Source organism: Phenylobacterium sp. (genome assembly GCF_030698145.1).
Classification (GTDB): domain Bacteria; phylum Pseudomonadota; class Alphaproteobacteria; order Caulobacterales; family Caulobacteraceae; genus Phenylobacterium.
Map to the genome: position 1 here is coordinate 1 of NZ_JAUYNW010000080.1, position 18029 is coordinate 18029.

An 18029-nucleotide genomic window follows, 5' to 3' on the forward strand; every position below is an offset into this window, starting at 1 on the left:
TTGCGACCGCCCGGCACGAACGGCTCGATCCGCGCCCACTGATCGTCCCGAAGAACCTCGCCTTCCAACACACCCTCCAAAGAGAAGCGTTGAATCAGAACAGCGCCAGTCAGGGAATCCTAAATCGTCACTACCGCCTAATGTCTTGTTCGGCGAGTGTCTTAGCTCAAACAGCGGGCGCCTGAGTCATCGCGTCGCAGTTTCGACAACGTGGTTAACGCGTATCCCTTACCCAGCAAGAAAATTGTTATCCACACGGGTCGACGCGCATCCGACTCGCCTTATGCAGTTAACCGCCAATTAACGATGGTGGGCGTTTCCTTAACGCCATCCGTCGCGGGAACCAGGCGGGCGGGTCGCCAAGTGTTCCCTAGACCACGGTACGGAGACACAGGGTCCCAATGGCTATTGCACTTTCCGCGCCGCGCGCGACCGAACTCAAGCCGCGTATCGTTGTGTTCGGCGTCGGCGGCGCCGGTGGCAACGCTGTCAACAACATGATCGAGGCTGGACTGGAAGGCGTCGAGTTCGTCGTCGCCAATACTGACGCTCAGCAGCTTTCCTTCTCCAAGACCGACCGGCGCATCCAGCTCGGCGTGCAGGTGACCCAGGGCCTCGGCGCCGGGGCCCACCCCGAGGTCGGCATGAGCGCGGCCGAGGAGTCGATACCGGAGATCGGCGAGCACCTCGACGGCGCCCACATGATCTTCATCACCGCGGGCATGGGCGGCGGCACCGGCACCGGCGCCGCGCCGATCATCGCCAAGTGCGCCCGTGAGCGCGGCATCCTGACGGTGGGCGTGGTCACCAAGCCCTTCCACTTCGAGGGCCGCCACCGCATGCGTCTGGCCGACGCCGGCATCGGTGAACTGCAGCGCTATGTCGACACCCTGATCGTCATTCCGAACCAGAACCTGTTCCGGGTCGCCAACGAGCGGACCACCTTCGCCGAGGCCTTCGGCATGGCCGACCAGGTCCTGCACTCGGGCGTGCGTTCGATCACCGACCTGATGGTCCTGCCGGGCCTGATCAACCTCGACTTCGCCGACGTCCGCACGGTCATGACCGAGATGGGCAAGGCGATGATGGGCACCGGGGAGGCGACCGGCGACGATCGCGCCCTGATGGCCGCCCAGAACGCCATCGCCAACCCGCTGCTGGACGAGGTCTCGCTGAAGGGCGCCAAGGCCGTGCTGGTCAACGTGACCGGCGGCCTGGACATGACCCTGCTGGAAGTCGACGAGGCGGCCAACGCCATCTCCGAGCAGGTCGATCCGGAAGCCAACATCATCTTCGGCGCGGCCTTCGATCCGTCGCTGGACGGCATGATCCGCGTCTCGGTGGTCGCCACCGGCATGGACGGCGCCTCGATCGCCGCCATCGAGCCAAAGGTCGAGCGCCGGCCCCTGACCGCCCCGCCGCTGCGTGCCGAGACCCAGCGCCCCGTGACGCCGCCAGTCCCCGAGCCGGTGATGCGCGCCCCGACCCCGGCGCCCAGCTATGAACGCCCGGCCGCCTACACGCCATCGCCGCTCTCTCCGCGTCCCGAGGTCACCACCGCCTATGCGCCCGTCACGCCGGCGCCCGAGCCCGTCACCGCGTCCTTCGACGAAGAAGATGAGCAGGGCGACCTCTACGCCGCGGCTCCGGCTCCCTCCGCGCCCGAAGCGCAGATCGTTCGCCCGATGACCAAGATCGTCGATCCGTCGGTCGAGGAGCATGAGGAGGAGCCGCTGTTCGGCGAGGCCGCCTTCGAGGATCGCCGTCCTCAGCGGACCGGCTTCCTCAGCCTGTTCGGCAGCCGCCCCCGCTACGACGCCCCGGCGCCCGCGCCCCAGGCCGCTCGCCCGGCCGCCAGCCGCGGCGGCGCCCTGCCGGTCGAGCAGCCGGTGCAAGAGGCCCAGGCAGAGAGCCAGGAAGACCTCGAGATCCCGTCCTTCCTGCGTCGTCTGGCCAACTGACCTAGAGACCACAATTCGGACCTACGCATGGCCGGGCCTGTCCCGGCCATGTCGCGTTTCCGGCGGGGATTCCGGGCGATGTGGCGGCAGGCCGCTGGCCCTTGAATCCTAAGGGATTCTTAACCGTCCCAAATCGAAACATTGCGAAACAGGAAGTGTCTTGCCGCGCCGCAGCATGGCCCGTATCCGGCTGTTGGGGCGCTACGTGGTCATCTCCGACCAGGCGCTCGTTTAGGAAGGCGAAGAGCTTGCCCGCATCGGTGTTCCAACAGACCCTGCAAGGCCCCGCGATCTTCGCCGGGGTTGGCGTCCACACCGGCGCCTATACCCGCGTCTCGGTCCGCCCCGCGCCGGTGGACGCTGGCGTGGTCTTCGTACGCACCGATGTGCTGGACCGCGACAACCGCGTGCCGGTCTCGGGCGAAGCCGTGACCAAGACCCAGCTGGGCACCGTGATCGAGAACGCCGCGGGCGTGACGGTCGCGACCATCGAGCACCTGATGGCCGCCCTGGTCATGCTGAACATCGATAACGCCGTGGTCGAGCTGGACGGCCCCGAGATGCCGATCATGGACGGCTCGTCCCTTCCGTTCGTGCAGATCCTCGACCGCGCCGGCCGCCGGGGCCAGGACGCGCCGCGCCGCTTCATCGAGATCCTCGACGTCATCGAATATGTGGACGGCGACAAGCGCGCCACCCTGAGCCCGTCCGACCAGTTCGAAGTCGCCTTCGAGATCGCCTTTGCCTCGGCCGCCATTGGCCGCCAGCGCGTCGACCTGCCGATGGACGAGCAGGCCTTTCGCCGCGAACTGGCCGACTGCCGCACCTTCGGCTTCCTGCACGAGGTCGAGTATCTCCGCAGCATCGGCCTGGCCCGCGGCGGCTCCATGGAGAACGCCGTCGTCATCGAAGGCGACCGCATCCTCAATCCGGAAGGCCTTCGCCGCCCGGACGAATTCGTGCGCCACAAGGCGCTCGACGCCATCGGCGACCTCTATGTCCTGGGTGCCCCGATCCTGGGCCGGTTCGAGGGCGTGCTCGCCGGCCACGGCGTGAACAACATGCTGGTCCGGGCCCTGCTGGCCAATCCGCAGGCCTGGCGTCACCGCACCCTGGTGGCCGATCTCGCCGAAGCGGTCTGACCCTTCGTCGCCTTCTCCAATCGGACGTCACCGCCGCATTTGCGCCCCGCATCTCATGCTGTAGAAGCGGGGACTCGCGGCGCGGGGGCGCGCGTTGGTCTCTTTGAGGTGAAGGTGTCCTTGCTTCGTCATTCCCGGACTCGCGTGGCGCTCGTCGCCGGCATCGCTGTCCTCGCCCTGGCCGGTTGCGCCGGTAAAGAGAAGAAGCCCCGCATCGCCTATGAGGAGCGGCCCGTCGAGCTGCTCTACGCCACCGGCGCCGACCGCCTGGATCGCGGGCTGTGGAACCAGGCGGTGCAGTATTTCGGCGAGGTGGAACGCCAGCATCCCTATTCGGAATGGTCGCGGCGCTCGATCCTGATGACCGCCTACGCGCACTACCAGGGCAACGACTACGCCGAGGCGATCGGCGACGCCGAGCGTTTCATCTCGCTCTATCCCGGCAATCCGGCGGCGGCCTATGCGCACTATCTGAAGGCCATCTGCTATTTCGAGCAGATCGTCGACGTGGGTCGCGACCAGGCCGCGACCGGCCAGGCGCTGAACAGTCTGCGGGAAATCGTTCAGCGGTTCCCGCGCACCGAATACGCCGCCGACGCCCGCCTGAAGATCGACATGGTCAACGACCAGCTCGGCGGCAAGGAGATGACCATCGGCCGCTACTATCTGCGCCAGGGCGACACCCTGGCCGCCATCGGCCGCTTCAAGACCGTCATCGACCGCTACCAGACCACCAGCCACGCCCCCGAGGCGCTGTACCGCCTGGTGGAGGCCTATCTGACCCTGGGCCTGGCCGAGGAGGCCAAGCGCAACGGCGCGGTGCTGGGCTACAACTATCCTGGCGACGCCTGGTACGGCGACGCCTACAAGCTGCTCACCGACAAGGGCCTGCGTCCCGCCGTGGAACCGACCGGCCAGCGCCGGGGCATCATGTCGCGCCTGCCGTTCGTGAGGGACAAGTCCAAGACGGTGAAGCCGCCGGAGGCGCAAGACGCGCCGTCGGCGACCACCGAGGCGACCCCCGTGGCCGAACCGGCGCAGGCGAAACCGGCCCCTCGCAAGCGTAAGGGCCTGCTCTCGCGCATCCCGTTCCTGGGCGGTTCGGACAAATAGGAACCTAAAGCGAACGCACGGGCTTCCGGCCCGCGTGATTCCAGGCGATCTTGCGAACATGCTGATCGGACTGTGGATCCGCGACGTGGTGCTGATCGAGGCCTTGGACCTTTCCATCGGCCCGGGCCTCACGGCGCTTACCGGCGAGACCGGAGCCGGGAAGTCGATCATCCTCGACGCCTTGGGACTGGCCGTCGGCGTCCGCGCCGAGGCGGGCCTGGTGCGCCAGGGCGCGGCCCAGGCGGCGGTGTCGGCCGTATTCGCCCCGGCTCCCGACCACCCGATCTGGGACGTGCTGGAGGACAAGGGTCTCTCCTACGCCCGCGACGAGGACCTGGTCCTGCGCCGCACCCTGTCGGCGGACGGCCGCAGCCGCGCTTTCGTCAACGACCAGGCCACCAGCGCCACCGTGCTGCGCGAACTGGGCGACCTGCTGCTCGAAGTCCACGGACAGCATGAGACGGTGGGCCTGCTGGACGCCCGCACGCATCGCCCTCTGCTGGACGCCTACGGCTCGCTGGCCGGCCTGGGCGGCGCGGTCGCCGCGCGATGGACCGACTGGCGCGCCACCCGCGCCCGCGCCGACGAACTGCGCGAGATCGTCGGGCGCGCCGCCGCCGAGAGCGAGGAGCTGACCCTGCGGCTCTCCGAACTGGACCGTCTCGATCCCCAGCCGGGCGAGGAGACGGTGCTGGCCGAGGAGCGCGCCATACTGGGCGCCGCGGAGAAGGCGCTCTCCGACATCTCCGACGCGCGGGAGGCCTTCAACGGGCTCTCGGGCAAGCTCGCTCAGGCGATCCGGGCCGTGGAGCACGCCCGCACCCGCGCCATCGCAGCGGGCGCGACGGAGGAGGGGACAGCCGTCACGCGCCTCGCCGCCGCCAGCGCCGCCATCGACCGGGTGTTCGGCGAGGCCCAGGAGGCCGAGGCCGCCGTCGATGCCGCCGCCGGCGCCTTCGACTTCCGCCCCGACCAGCTGGAGAAGACCGAAGAGCGGCTGTTCGAGCTGCGCGGCATGGCCCGTAAACTCACGGTCAGCGTCGAGGAACTGCCGATCCTGCGGGTCCGGTTCGCCGCACGGCTGCGGGCCATGGAGTCCTCTGAGGACGACCTGAAGGCCGCCGAGGCCGCCGTGGCCGCTGCCCGAGCCGCCTATCTCGAAGCCGCCGGGAAGCTCACCGAGGCCCGCGGCGCCGCCGGCGAGCGCCTGGCCACCGCGGTCATGGGTGAACTCGCACCGCTGAAGCTGGACAAGGCCCGATTCCGGGTCGCCGTGGAGCCCCTGCCGGAGGATCGCGCCGGCCCGAGCGGCCAGGACCGCGTGGCCTTCGAGATCGCCACCAATCCCGGCGCGCCGTTCGGCGACCTGGGCGCCATCGCCTCGGGCGGGGAACTGGCCCGATTCGCCTTGGCCCTGAAGGCCTCCCTGGCCGGCCGGGCCGAGGGGCCCCAGCCGCTGATGATCTTCGACGAGGTGGACCAGGGCGTGGGCGGGGCCGTGGCCGACGCCGTGGGCCTGCGTCTGAAGCGCCTGGCCTCCGCCGCCCAGGTGCTGGTGGTCACCCACTCGCCGCAGGTCGCCGCCCGGGCCGAAGCCCACTGGCGGATTTCCAAGGCTGGGGACGGCGAGCGGCTGCGCACCGCGGTGGAGACCTTGTCGGCCGCCGAGCGTGAGGAAGAGATCGCGCGCATGCTGGCCGGCGCCCAGATCACTGATGCAGCAAGAGCTGCCGCCAGGGCCCTGATGCATGCCTGAGATGCCGCTGGAGCTCCAAGATGCTGTCCCTTTGGGGGAGCTGTCAGCAAAGCTGGCTGAGGGGGGCTTTGACTCCTTTTCGGGGGCTTCAACCCCCTCCGTCTCGTCGCGAAGAGGCGACGATCCACCTCCCCCAAACCGCGCTTCGCGCTGGGGGAGGATCTGATGGCGGACAAGCTTGCGCCTACGCCGTCCGAGGCCGAAGCGGCCGAGGAGATGACCCGGCTCGCCGACGAACTGGCCGAGCATGACCTGCGCTACCATCGCGACGACGCGCCGACGATCACCGACGCCGACTATGACGCGCTCAAGCGCCGCAATCTCGAGCTCGAGGCGGCGTTCTCACACCTGATTCGCGAGAACTCGCCGTCGCTGCGTGTGGGGGCGGCGCGCAACGAGCAGTTCTCGCCGGTCGAGCACGGCGTGCCGATGCTGAGCCTCGACAACGCCTTCTCCAACGAGGACGCGGTGGAGTTCGACGCGCGGATCCGGCGGTTCCTGCGGCTCTCGGCCGGCGAGCCGGTGGCCTATACCGCCGAGCCGAAGATCGACGGCCTGTCGGCCTCCATGCGCTACGAGAAGGGCGTGCTGGTCCAGGGCGCCACGCGGGGCGACGGCCGGGTGGGCGAGGACGTCACCGAGAACCTGCGCACCCTGTCGGAAATCCCCAAGCGGCTGTCGGGGTCCGGCTGGCCTGACGTCATCGAGATCCGAGGCGAGGTCTATCTAGGCCATGAGGAGTTCGCCCGGCTCAACGCCGCCAACGAGGCGGCCGGCCAGAAGACCTACGCCAACCCCCGCAACGCCGCGGCCGGCTCCCTGCGCCAAATCGACCCGAAGATCACCGCGACCCGGCCCCTGCGGTTCTTCGCCTATGCCTGGGGTTTCCACAGCGCTTCCTTCGCCAAGAGTCAGTGGGACGCGCTTGGTCTGCTGAAGGCCTGGGGCTTCCAGACCACGCCGGAGAGCCAGTGCGTCACCGACGCCAAGGGCCTGCTGGCCGCCTATGCCGACATGGAGGCCGCCCGCCCGAAGCTTGGCTACGACATCGACGGTGTGGTCTACAAGGTCGACCGGCTGGACTGGCAACAGCGGCTGGGCTTCATCACCCGCACCCCCCGCTGGGCGATCGCGCGCAAGTTCCCGGCCGAGCAGGCCCGCACCGTACTTGAGGCCATCGACATCCAGGTCGGCCGCACCGGGGCGGTGACGCCCGTCGCGCGGCTGCGTCCGGTAACGGTCGGCGGCGTGGTGGTGGTCAACGCCACCCTGCACAACGCCGACGAGATCGCGCGCAAGGACCTGCGGGTCGGCGACACGGTGATCCTGCAGCGGGCCGGCGACGTGATCCCCCAGATCGTCAGGGTGGTCGAGGACGAGCCCCGCGGGCCGGAACCCTACGAGTTCCCGACCCACTGCCCGTGCCCGCTTCACACGCCCCTGGCGCGCGAGACGACGGCCTCGGGGGCGGAGACGGTGGTGCGGCGCTGCACCGGCGAGTTCGCCTGTCCGTTCCAGCGTATCGAGCACCTGCGCCACTTCGTCTCCCGCCGCGCCTACGACATCGAGGGCCTGGGGGAGAAGCAGCTCACCGCCTTCTACGAGCGCGGCTGGATCCGTTCGCCCGCCGACATCTTCAAGCTGGCCCGCGACCAGGAGAAGCTTGCTGAACTGCGCGAGACGGACGGCTATGGCGAGACCTCGGTCCGCAACCTGGTCGCCGGCATCGAGGCCAAGCGGGCGATCCCGCTGGACCGATTCATATTCGGCCTGGGCATCCGCCATATCGGCGAAAGCACCTCGATCGCCCTGGCGCGGCATTTCGAGACAGTCGAGGCCTGCGTCTCCACCGCGATCAGGGCCTCGGAACAGCGGCCGGGCGAGGGCGCGCGCGCCTTGGCCGATCTCGACGGGGTGGGGCCGACGGCGGTGGACGCCATCATGGCCTTCGCCCGCGGCCGCCAGCCGATGCTGATCCCGGCCGGAGCCTCGCTGGAGGAACACCTGCGCCTTGCGATCCCTCGCCTCAACAGCAAGGCGCGCGCCTCCCTCGCCGAACGGTTCGGCGACTGGACGAGCTTCGAGGCGGCGGCCCTGGCGGCCTTGGCCGAGACCCCGGGCGAGGACTTTCGCGAGATCGCCTCGGTGGACGCCGTGGGGCCGGTGGCCGCCCGGATGATCGCCGACTTCTTCGCCGAGGAACACAATCGCGGGCTGGTCCAGAGCCTGTGGGACGAGCTGGAGGTCATTCCGGCCGAGCGGCCGAAGACCGACACCGCCGTGGCCGGCAAGACCATCGTCTTCACCGGCGCGCTCGAGAAGATGACCCGCGACGAAGCCAAGGCCCAGGCCGAGGCCCTGGGGGCCAAGGTCTCCGGCTCGGTGTCGAAGAAGACCGACCTGGTGGTGGCGGGCCCCGGCGCGGGCTCGAAGCTGAAGGCCGCCACCGACCTCGGCATCCCGGTAATGACCGAGGACGAGTGGCTGGCCCTCGTCGGCGCAGGCTGAGGCCCCGGGATTGGCGACCTACCTCGTCATCTTCGGCGCAGCGGTTCGCCCGGACGGGCAGCCAAGCGGCAGCCTTCAGAGGCGGATTGAGGGCGCGCTCAAGGCCTCCAGCGATCTCGACAACTGCTGCTTCATGCCCACTGGCGGGCTGGGCAAGGCAGGATTCGTCGAGGCCGAGGTGATCGGGAGAATCCTGCGCGCCGCGGGGGTTCCCGCCAGCCGGATCGTGGTCGAGGGCCAGGCGAGCGACACCCTGGCTTCCGTTCGCCTTTGCCACGCCCTGCTTGAGGCCCGCGGCGACGCAGATGAGATCCTGGTCTGCACCAGCGGCTACCACCAGCCGCGCTGCGCCCTGCTGTTTGCGATACTCGGCTATCGAACCCGCCGACCGCCGATGGCGCGGGACCTGCCGTCCCTGGGCCCGGCGAAGTGGCTGACCTATGTCGCAAAGGAGTTCATTTCGACTCCTTATGATTGTATATTGCTCTTGCACACGGTGGCATTTAGGCGGCTCTATAGGACCTGACCCGCCCTCGGCGGCACAGGATGGGGCGATGACCAAATACCTGTTGATCGGCGTGGCGGCCTTGGTCGTCGTGGTGTTGGGAATCCTGATTATCCCGCAACTGATCCCGAAGCCGCCGGCCCCCGACGATCCCTATGGCAGGCAACTGGTGCTCCTGGCCGAGACTGCGGAGCGGACCTGCCTAGTGGGCACTGACACGCGGACGGCGGCCAGCGTCACGTCTCAGATCGAACTGATCAAGGGCGTCAAGGCCGCGGCGACCGCAGAGCGCCGCGAGGTCGCGCTGCGCGGCGCCATCGATTTCCCGGAAAAGCTGAAGGCTCCGGAAATGGCGGCGGCCCGCGCCTGTATGGAGCCCTTCGCAGAACAGATGCGGAAGATCGCCGACCTGGCGATGCGAGCCGGATAGAACGCGAGGCAGGGAACGATCATGCCGGCTCCGCGACGAGGTCTAAGGATCATCCGTGGTCTGGCCGCCGCCGGCGCGTTGGCCGTGGCGGGGCCGGCAGCCCGGGCGCAAGTTTCCGCACAGGATCTGAAGACCCTTGACGCGGTCGGGGCGGAACTGAACCGCGTTACGGCGGCGGCCGAGCGGGTCTGCCTGGCGAGTTACACCAAGACGCAGCAGAAAAGCTTCCTGGCGAACCTGTCGCAGGGCTGGGTCAAGTTGGTGGCTTTCGGCTCGCTCGGGGCCAGCGCCGAACAGAAGGAGCAGATCGTCCGCTCCTCGGCGCGGGACCTGCCGAAGTCCCTATGGTCGATCCAGGACGACAAGGTCCGCAAGTGCATGCAGGAACGGGTGGACCCGGCCTTCGTGAACTATGCGCGCGCCATCGAACGCATCACCGGGGTGAGCGGCCTTGCCGAGATCAGCTTCCGGTTCGCATTTCAGCGCTCGGGGCCGCTTGACCGGAACCGCTTCACCGATCGCCTGGTGCTGCACGCGACGACCCCTTCGCGTCAGGTGAAGAACTGGATCTCGGTGCAGGATCCCACGGGGATTCCCTATTTCGTGCAGGACTTCGCCTATCCGGCGGCCGGGAAGCCGATCAAGGGCTGGATCGCGCCGGAGGCGGCGAGTTCGGCCCTGGGCGGCGCGAACCCGGCGCTCACCTCGTTCTGTGTCGAGCGGGCGCCCGCGCCGCCGCCCACCGGGATCGACTACGATCATTTCCAGTGCGTCGAGGGCAAGGACTGCCGCCCCTCGACCCAGTCCACCAAGATGCTGCGCCTTTGCCCGGCCCCAGCCATCGTCCAGGCGAACCCGCCGGCCCGGGTCTGGCGGGCCAGCCATAGGCTCCAGCCAGGCGGGGCAGAGGGCGCCGCAGCGCAGAAACCGACATGGAACGTTCCCTCGCTGGAAGCCCTGATCGAACGAAAGGGAGCCGGAACTGGCTATACGATTTTCCGCCTGGAGACCGATGCGTTCAAGAACCAGCCCGCCGTCACCTCGGTCGAGGTGGGGCTGCGGGTCAACGGGATCACCGTGAACGAGGACGGGGTTCCGCCGGAATACCGGCCGGTCGGGAACCGGGCCGGAGAGGCGTTCAACTACAGCTTCGCCCTGCAGACCCTCAATTTCGACGGGGCGCGGCGAGGGTGCGAGGACGTCGAGGTCAGCCTCACGCCCCTGCTGGAGGACGGCGGCAAGGGACGCACCAGCGTCGCGCGGCTCGACTATGTGGCCTTCCGCGATGTGGCGCCTCGGCCAGCGGCGGGAGGCGTCTCGGGCCTGACCTGGAGCGCGTCCTACATCCGCCCCGCGGAGGCGTGGCGGAATATGCTGATCCTCAATTCCTATACCTTCACCTTCGAAAAGGCCGGCGCGCGCGAGGCGGCTATCGCCAAGGTGCAGGCGGACAAGGTCTGGCTGGACGCCAAGAGATTTGTGTTCAACGGTCAGCAGGTGGTGGGCGCGATCCGGCCGCCGCGGACCCTGCAGCCCAACGGATCGGCCGCCTATGGGCTAATGGCGGCGCTTCGCCAACCTTCGGGACAGCTGCGCCTGGTGTTCAACTATGAGACTGGCAAGGCGCTGGGCGACTATCTGACGGCCCAGCGTGGACATGACGCGCGCGCGGCAAATGTGATCGACAAGTCGCCCTTCGTCCTGGCCGCGGGCGCGAACATCTTGAGCCTGCCGGGAGTCTGCGACAGCTGAGGTGCGCTTCACGCCGAGCGGGCCGTGACGATCCAGCTGGCGGACGGCAGCTTGACGCCATCCTCGCCTGCGTGGGGCCGTAGGGCCTCGCGCACGGCGCCGATCACCTTGTCCCGCTGCTCCGGGTGCTCGCGGAGCATGGCGCCCAGCGGGCCGACCTTCAGCGCCACGCCGAGCGTCTGTTCCAGGTCGCCGCTGCCGATCTTGCGGTCGTGCGGGGTGGTCTCGATGGCGTCGAACCCGGCTTGGGCGAGGATGTCGCGCGCCCGCGCCGGATCGGCGAAGGCGAAGGGGCCCGGGGCGAGCGGATCGTTGGGCGGCGGCGGCGGCAGCAGGGACAGGGCGGCGGCCATCGGCAGGGTCATGAACGGGTTCTCGTCGGGCCTGCGCCAGCAGACGAAGCCCAGACGACCGCCCGGCTTGAGGGCGCGGCGGATATTGCTGAAGGCCGCCACGGGATCGGCGAAGAACATCACGCCGAAGCGCGAGAACGCGCCGTCGAAGGCGCCCGGCTCGAAGGGATAGGTCTGGGCGTCGGCCTCGAGGAAGTCCGGTCCGTTCGGGCCGGCGCGGCGGCGGGCAACCTCCAGCAGGGGCCGTGAGATGTCGACGCCGAGCACCGACCCGCCCGGCGCAACGGCCTCCGCCAGCGCCAGGCTGGTCTGGCCGGACCCACAGCCGATATCCAGGATCCGCTCGCCGGGCCTGGGCGCCAAGGCGGCCGTGGCCTCCTGGCCCAGGGGCTCGAGCTGGGCGTCCATGCGGTCCTGCAGGCTCGCCCAGGTGTCGCCCGCCCCGGCGTTCCAGTATTCGATCTGGGCGGCGTTGGCGGCCGTTTCGTCTGTCGTGGTCATTGGGCGGCCCCTCCCGGAGCGTTCGGCTAGATGGGTTTGCAGGCCGCCTCGAGCCAGGTCCGCACATCGCCGTCGACGCGTGGTCCGATTTCGGCCCAGACCCGGGCATGGTAGGCGTTGAGCTGGTCGCGCTCGGCGGGGGTCAACTTCTCGACGGCCACCAGGCGGCGATCCATCGGGGCCAGGGTCAGGGTCTCGAAACCGTGCATCGCCCGTTCGCCGCCGGGAATCGGCGCGGCCTCTGTGACGTACTGCAGGTTCTCGATACGGATGCCGTAGGCGCCTTCCTTGTAGTAGCCGGGCTCGTTGGAGACGATCATCCCCGGCCGCAGGGCCACGAAATTGGGCAGCTTGGAGATCCGCTGCGGCCCCTCGTGGACGCCCAGATAGGAGCCGACGCCGTGGCCGGTGCCATGGTCGTAGTCCAGGCCCATCATCCAGAGCGGAGCGCGGGCCAGGGCGTCGAGAGCCGAGCCGGTCGTGCCGGCCGGGAAGCGGATCGCCGCCAAGGCCAGGTGACCCTTCAGGACCAGGGTGAAGCGCTCGGTCATCTCCTGGCTGGGTTCGCCGATGGCGACCGTGCGGGTGATGTCGGTGGTGCCGTCCAGGTACTGGGCGCCGGAATCGACCAGGAGCAGGGAGCCCTGCTCAGTCGCCCTGTTTAGGCGGTTGGTCGGGCGGTAGTGGACGATGGCGCCGTTGGAGGCCGCCCCGGCGATGGTGTCGAAGGAGAGGTCCTTCAACGCCCCAGTGGCCTGGCGGAAGGCCTCAAGCTGGGTCACCACCTCGATCTCGTCGACCGTGCGGGTCTGGGCGTCGGTGGCCAGCCAGTGCAGGAACCGGGTGACGGCCGCGCCGTCGCGGCGGTGGGCCTCGCGGGTCCCCTCGATCTCGACGGCGTTCTTGCAGGCGCGGGGCAGCGCGCAGGGATCGTCGCCGCGGACCACCTCGGCGCCGGCCCTGGCAAGGGCGTCGAAGTACCAGGCCGAGGACTGGCCGGGGTCGACCAGGACCCTCTTGCCCTTCAGCTCGGCCAGGGCGGCGGGCAGGTCGTCGGGGGCCTCCAGCCGCACCTCGTTGCCCAGCCAGGCGCGCAGGTCATCGCCGACCTTTACGGGGTCGAGGAACAGACGGGCTGTCCCGTCGCGATTGAGGATCGCCTGGCCCAGGGGCAGGGGCGAGCGGATCACGTCGCCGCCGCGGACATTAAACAGCCAGGCGATGGACGACGGCGCGGTCAGCACCGCGGCGTCGGCGTTCTTGCCGGCCAGGGCCTCGCCGACCCGGGCGCGCTTGGCGGCGGCCTCCTCGCCGGCATAGGCGAGCGGCTGGGGCACGACGGGCGCGGTCGGCTGGGCGGGACGCGCGGCGCCCCAGGCGGTGTCGAGGGGGTTGGGGGCGACGGGCTTGAGCGTGGCGCCGGCCTTGGCGGCGGCGGCCTTCAGGCGTTCCAGGGCGTCGGGCGAGTGCAGGCGCGGGTCATAGCCGATGGTCTGGCCCTGACCGGTGGCGGTTTCCAGATAGGCCGGCACGCCGCCTTCCACGAGATCGCGGATCTCGAACACGTCCTGGTCCACCTGGTCGCGAACCTGGAGCGTGTAGCGGCCGTCCACGAAGATCGCGGCCTTGTCCTTGAGGATCACCGCCGCGCCCGCCGAGCCGGTGAAGCCGGTGGCCCAGCCCAGGCGGTCATTGGCCTGCGGCAGATACTCGTTCTGGTGCTCGTCCTCGTGGGGCACGAGCAGGCCGTCGAGCCCCTGGGCCGACATGGCCTGTCGGATCAGCGGGACATGCCTGGGGCCGAAGGAAGGGTCGGTGCTTTCGTCGAAGGTCTGGCGCATGGCGCGAACTTAGGGAAGGTCGCCGGCTTTCGCCACCTTCGCGCGCGGCCTCACTCGGGACGACGCAGCAACAGCAGGCAGAGGAAGGCCAGCACGCTGGCCCCGATCAGCACGCCCAGCGCCAGCTCCACAGAACGCGCCAGGGCGAGGGCGAAGAGGAATGGTGCGATGGCGCCGACGATCCGGGCCGGAACGTTCAGGGATCCCAGCCGTCCGCCATAGTTCCGCGTCCCGAACAGGGCCAGGGGAAGGGTCCCGCGCACGATGGTGAAGAGCCCGTTGCCGGCGCCATAGAGGATCGCGAACGGCGCGGCGGCGACGGGGCCCATCGCCAGCAGCATGGCCGCGCCGACCGGGAAGGCGACGACGGCCGCGCGGCCGGACGCCAAGGGGTGGATGCGGCGGACCAGGATGAACTCGGCGAACCGGGCGGCTACCTGGGCCGGGCCGACCAGCATGCCCGCCGCCACCGCAGCCGCGGCGCTGGCGCCCATCGCCATCAGCAGGGGCGGCAGGTGGGCGCCCATGATCGAGCCTATGCCGGCCATGATCGCCAGGGCGGTGGCCAGTAGGACCATCTGGAGCGCGACCGGCGCGGGATCGTCCGGGACCTGGGCCGCCGCCTCGTCGGCCGTCGCGACCAACTGGGGCGCGTCGCGGGGCAGGGTCAGGTGCAGGGGCAGGGCGATGACCAGATTGGCCGCGGCCCAGACTAGGCACGCGCCGCGCCAGCCGATCTCATGATCCAGCCAGGCGGTGAGCGGCCAGGCGATCGTCGAGGCGAAGCCGGCGATCAAGGTCACCCCGGTGATCGAGCGCCGGGCGTCGGTCCCGAACCAGCCGACCAGGCCCGCGAAGGCGATGTCATAGAGGCCGAGCGCCATGCCCAGTCCCACCACCAGCCAGGCCAGCGCCAGGTGCAGGGGCGTCTGGGAGAGCGACAACGCCGCCAGCCCCAGGGCCAGGATGATGCTGGCCGCCGACAGCGGCAGGCGCGCGCCGCTGCGGTCGACCGCCCGACCGGCGGCCGGCCCGGCGAAGGCGTGGATCAGCAGGGCGCCGGAGAAGGCGCCGAACACAAAGGCGCTGGATGTCCCGACCCCGTCGGCCATGGAACCCGCGAGCGAGGCGGGCAGGTAGCTGGAGCAGCCATAGCCAATGGTCTGCGTGGTTCCGAGCGTCAGGACGGCGCGGCGGGGGCTGATGCTCTGCGCCGCCATCTGGTCTTGCCTCCCGAATCCCAAAGGCTGGAGGATGCGCCGATCCGCTCACGGACCAAAGCCGGCGCGAAGTATTTTATCCGGGTATAATTGACATTGAGGGCCAGCTTGGCTAGATGTCGACCAAGGCGGAGGGGCTGCTGATGACCACCGAACAACTCTTCACGGCGGCGAGCATGGGCGTCCTGGCGCCCTGGCTGCTGCTCGCGTTCGCGCCGGTGCGGCGCCAGCCGATCATCCTGGCCGCCCGGGCGAGCGCCGCGATCCTCGCCGCGCTCTATACGGCGCTGATGGTCACGCGGTGGATCAATGGTGGAGAGGGTGCGGATTTCACCAGCCTGACCGGCCTCAGCGCGGCCTTCGCTCAGCCGGAGATCATGCTGGTGGGCTGGGTGCATTATCTGGCCTTCGACCTCTGGGTCGGGGCCTGGGAGGCGGATGTCGCGCCGAAGTGGGGCGTGCCTCACTGGGCGCTGCTGCCCTGCCTGGCGCTCACCTTCCTGTTCGGGCCGATCGGGCTGCTCCTTTTCCTGGGCGTCGGCCTGGCCTTCAGACAAGGTCGGAGAACCTAGATGGAGAAGTCGGCCAGACGCGCGGCGGTCCGTGACTACAAGGAGATTAAGAGCCGCCCGGGCGTGTACAGCCTGACCTGCGCAGCGACCGGGCAGACCTGGGTGGGAAACTCACGCGCCATCGACAGCCAGGTGAACAGCGTCATGTTCTCCCTGCGCCACGGCTCGCACCGCAATCGCGACCTGCAGGCCGCCTGGAACGCCCACGGCGAGGCCGGCGTCGTCTATGCGATCGTCGAGGCGCTGGACGACGCGGACATGACCGCCATCGGCCGCGACACCTGGCTGAAGGAACGCCTGCGCCACTGGGCCGCGGCCCTGGACGCCAAGTCGGCGATCGCCTGACGCTCAACGGTATCGCTTTGGTAAGCTGCCCCGGGTGAAGCTTCGCCCTGGTTAACGAGCGGGGGCTCTCATGACTTGCTGCGCGCGGCACGCGACCTGGCCGGAGATGTCCCGGCGGACCATGCTAAGCTCGATCGCGCTCGGCGGTGGGGTGGCCCTGCTGTCCAGCCTGACGCCCGGTGTCGCCCGCGCGGCCGGCCATGCCGAGGCACTGCTGCTCACCTGCATGGACTATCGCCTGGCCAACGAGGTCGAGGGCTACATGGCGGCGCGCGGTCTACGCGACAAGTACGACCACATGATCCTGGCGGGCGCGTCGCTCGGCGCGCTCAACGACAAGTATCCGGCCTGGAACGAGATCTTCTGGGCCCATCTGGACCTGGCCGTGCAGCTGCACGAGGTGCATCGGCTGATCGTCGTCGATCACCGCGACTGCGGCGCCTACAAGCTGATCCTGGGCCCCGACGCGGTGAAGGACACCGAGACTGAGTGGAAGAGCCACGTGAAGCAGCTCTACGCCCTGCGGTCCCAGGTCACCGGCCGCCATCCGCACCTGGAGGTCGAGATCGGCCTGATGGGCCTCGACGGCAAAGTCACCCAGATCGTCTAGAATAGATCCTCCCCCAGCGCGCAGCGCGGCTAGGGGGAGGTGGCGCGTCGCCTCTATCGGCGACGTGACGGTGGGGGCTGAAGCCCACAAACAAGGGCCAAAGTCCCACTCAGTCGGCTTCGCCGACAGCTCCCCCAGGAGGGGAGCATCATGGTCTATCTGGACCTGGTTAGCTGGCCTGTGGCACAGTCCGCCCATGCGCAGCGCCGCCACTCTCTCGAATTCCTGCGGTCCCCTCGGGGCCGTGCGTCTTCGCGTGGGCTGACCGCCTGCTTCGATAAGACCCACGACCCCTGCCCAAGCCGGCCGGGGTCGAGGAAACGAGCCCGTCCGCTGGCGTGACCCACGGAGAGCTCAGATGACCCACTTCCCCATACGAACCAAACGGCTGCTGCTGCGGGACTTCCGCGCGGACGATTTCGACGCCATCCATGAATACGCCGTCGACGAGGCGGTGGTGCGGTTCATGGACTGGGGCCCCAACACGCCCCAGCAGACCCAGGAGGCGCTCGACCGCTGGTTCGCCGAGCAGGCCCAGGTCGTGCGCCTGGGCGTGAACCTGGCGATCGAGGTGGTCGCGGAGCGCCGGCTGATCGGCTCGATCCGGATGGACTATCAGGGCAAGGAGACCGCTGACCTCGGCTACAGCCTGCACAGCGGCTACTGGCGGCAAGGCTACGGCTCGGAGGCCGCCGCGGCGATGCTGGAGCTGGGGTTCGAGCGCTTCGGCCTGCATCGGATCTGGGCGACCTGCGATGTGGGCAACGCCGGTTCATACGGCGTGATGGAAAAGATCGGCATGCGGCGGGAGGGCACGTTCCTGCAGGACACGCAGGTCAAGGGCCGCTGGCGGGACACCCACCTCTACGCCGTGCTGGCGCAGGAGTGGGCGGCCCGCCGTGGCCCGCCCGTTTAGCGCGGGGGTTCGGTGGTGGCGGCGGCGTCGGCGGCGGCGTCGCCGGCGCTGACGGCGGCGCTCTCAGCCGCCTGGGCCGAACGTTCGGCCGCGGCGCTGGCGCTGTCGGCCGCCGAGCGGGTGGCGGTGGCCACACCGGACGCAGCTTGACGCGAGGACTCGGTCGCGGCGACAGCCGCCGCCTGGGCATCGGCCGTGGCGCTGTCGATCATGGCTTCGCTGCGGCCGCTCTCGCGGGCCGCCATCAGGTCACCCTCGTCGGTGGTGCCGGTGTTGAACACGAAGAACAGGCCGACGATGGCGACGATCGCCACCAGGGCCGCGATCCACCAGCCGGCGTTGCTGCCGCTGCTGGTCGCTCCAACGGTGCGGACTTCCTCGCGTCGGACCGTCGCGGGCCCCTCCGTTATGGTCTTCTCGACATGCGGTTCGTTGGGATCAGCCATTTTCTTTCCTCCTGGGACACGGGGCCGCGAGGCCGCGCTTGTCGGTCGGAGAAACGTG

General features: G+C 69.3%; 17 protein-coding genes. 13 read left to right on the forward strand and 4 right to left on the reverse strand.

Annotated elements, in window-relative coordinates:
• The 9 genes from Q8Q77_RS11315 to Q8Q77_RS11355 form a co-directional block, all read left to right on the forward strand.
• On the forward strand, nt 1-185 hold a 185-nt coding region (locus tag Q8Q77_RS11315; protein ID WP_305583679.1), incomplete at its 5' end, for a hypothetical protein.
• A gap of 216 nt (nt 186-401) precedes the next feature.
• Entirely contained in the window at nt 402-1961 is a 1560-nt protein-coding gene (gene ftsZ / locus Q8Q77_RS11320; protein ID WP_305583680.1) for a cell division protein FtsZ, read from the forward strand.
• 248 nt (nt 1962-2209) lie between these two features.
• Nucleotides 2210-3103, forward strand: a complete 894-nt coding sequence (gene lpxC / locus Q8Q77_RS11325) for a UDP-3-O-acyl-N-acetylglucosamine deacetylase (RefSeq protein WP_305583681.1) — start codon at nt 2210-2212, stop codon at nt 3101-3103.
• Between the two features lie 120 nt (nt 3104-3223).
• The gene (locus tag Q8Q77_RS11330) at nt 3224-4216 is read left to right on the forward strand and encodes an outer membrane protein assembly factor BamD (protein ID WP_371130447.1); all 993 of its coding nucleotides are present in this window, start codon (nt 3224-3226) and stop codon (nt 4214-4216) included.
• Between the two features lie 58 nt (nt 4217-4274).
• Nucleotides 4275-5972, forward strand: coding sequence for a DNA repair protein RecN (recN, locus tag Q8Q77_RS11335; protein ID WP_305583682.1), 1698 nt, complete (start codon nt 4275-4277; stop codon nt 5970-5972).
• 165 nt (nt 5973-6137) lie between these two features.
• A complete protein-coding gene (gene ligA, locus Q8Q77_RS11340) occupies nt 6138-8480 on the forward strand; it encodes an NAD-dependent DNA ligase LigA (RefSeq protein WP_305583683.1) in 2343 nt (780 codons plus the stop codon).
• A gap of 10 nt (nt 8481-8490) precedes the next feature.
• Complete coding sequence (locus tag Q8Q77_RS11345) at nt 8491-9006, forward strand: YdcF family protein (protein WP_305583685.1); 516 nt, start codon at nt 8491-8493, stop codon at nt 9004-9006.
• Nucleotides 9007-9034: 28 nt separating this feature from the next.
• The gene (locus Q8Q77_RS11350) at nt 9035-9415 is read left to right on the forward strand and encodes a hypothetical protein (protein ID WP_305583686.1); all 381 of its coding nucleotides are present in this window, start codon (nt 9035-9037) and stop codon (nt 9413-9415) included.
• Between the two features lie 21 nt (nt 9416-9436).
• Nucleotides 9437-11167, forward strand: coding sequence for a hypothetical protein (locus Q8Q77_RS11355; RefSeq protein WP_305583687.1), 1731 nt, complete (start codon nt 9437-9439; stop codon nt 11165-11167).
• Between the two features lie 8 nt (nt 11168-11175).
• On the opposite strand, the gene Q8Q77_RS11360 is transcribed toward Q8Q77_RS11355, so the two are convergent.
• The 3 genes from Q8Q77_RS11360 to Q8Q77_RS11370 are packed head-to-tail and all read right to left on the reverse strand — an operon-like array spanning nt 11176 to nt 15082.
• Nucleotides 11176-12021 carry a class I SAM-dependent methyltransferase gene (locus Q8Q77_RS11360; RefSeq protein WP_305583688.1) on the reverse strand — a complete coding sequence of 282 codons (846 nt, stop codon included), beginning with the start codon at nt 12019-12021 and terminating at the stop codon, nt 11176-11178.
• Between the two features lie 26 nt (nt 12022-12047).
• Entirely contained in the window at nt 12048-13862 is a 1815-nt protein-coding gene (locus Q8Q77_RS11365; RefSeq protein WP_305583689.1) for an aminopeptidase P family protein, read from the reverse strand.
• Between the two features lie 50 nt (nt 13863-13912).
• Nucleotides 13913-15082, reverse strand: a complete 1170-nt coding sequence (locus Q8Q77_RS11370; RefSeq protein ID WP_305583690.1) for an MFS transporter — start codon at nt 15080-15082, stop codon at nt 13913-13915.
• Nucleotides 15083-15198: 116 nt separating this feature from the next.
• On the opposite strand from Q8Q77_RS11370, the gene Q8Q77_RS11375 reads away from it, so the two are divergent.
• From Q8Q77_RS11375 to Q8Q77_RS11390, 4 genes are all read left to right on the forward strand, one after another.
• Nucleotides 15199-15654 carry an ABA4-like family protein gene (locus Q8Q77_RS11375; RefSeq protein WP_305583691.1) on the forward strand — a complete coding sequence of 152 codons (456 nt, stop codon included), beginning with the start codon at nt 15199-15201 and terminating at the stop codon, nt 15652-15654.
• Entirely contained in the window at nt 15655-15999 is a 345-nt protein-coding gene (locus Q8Q77_RS11380; RefSeq protein ID WP_305583692.1) for a GIY-YIG nuclease family protein, read from the forward strand. It begins immediately after the preceding gene.
• A gap of 121 nt (nt 16000-16120) precedes the next feature.
• Complete coding sequence (locus Q8Q77_RS11385; protein WP_305583693.1) at nt 16121-16609, forward strand: carbonic anhydrase; 489 nt, start codon at nt 16121-16123, stop codon at nt 16607-16609.
• A 358-nt stretch (nt 16610-16967) separates the two neighbouring features.
• Nucleotides 16968-17525, forward strand: a complete 558-nt coding sequence (locus Q8Q77_RS11390; RefSeq protein ID WP_305583694.1) for a GNAT family N-acetyltransferase — start codon at nt 16968-16970, stop codon at nt 17523-17525.
• Here the strand turns inward: Q8Q77_RS11390 and Q8Q77_RS11395 are convergent.
• A complete protein-coding gene (locus tag Q8Q77_RS11395) occupies nt 17522-17971 on the reverse strand; it encodes a hypothetical protein (protein WP_305583695.1) in 450 nt (149 codons plus the stop codon). The genes Q8Q77_RS11390 and Q8Q77_RS11395 overlap by 4 nt on opposite strands.
• Nucleotides 17972-18029 lie beyond the last annotated feature (58 nt).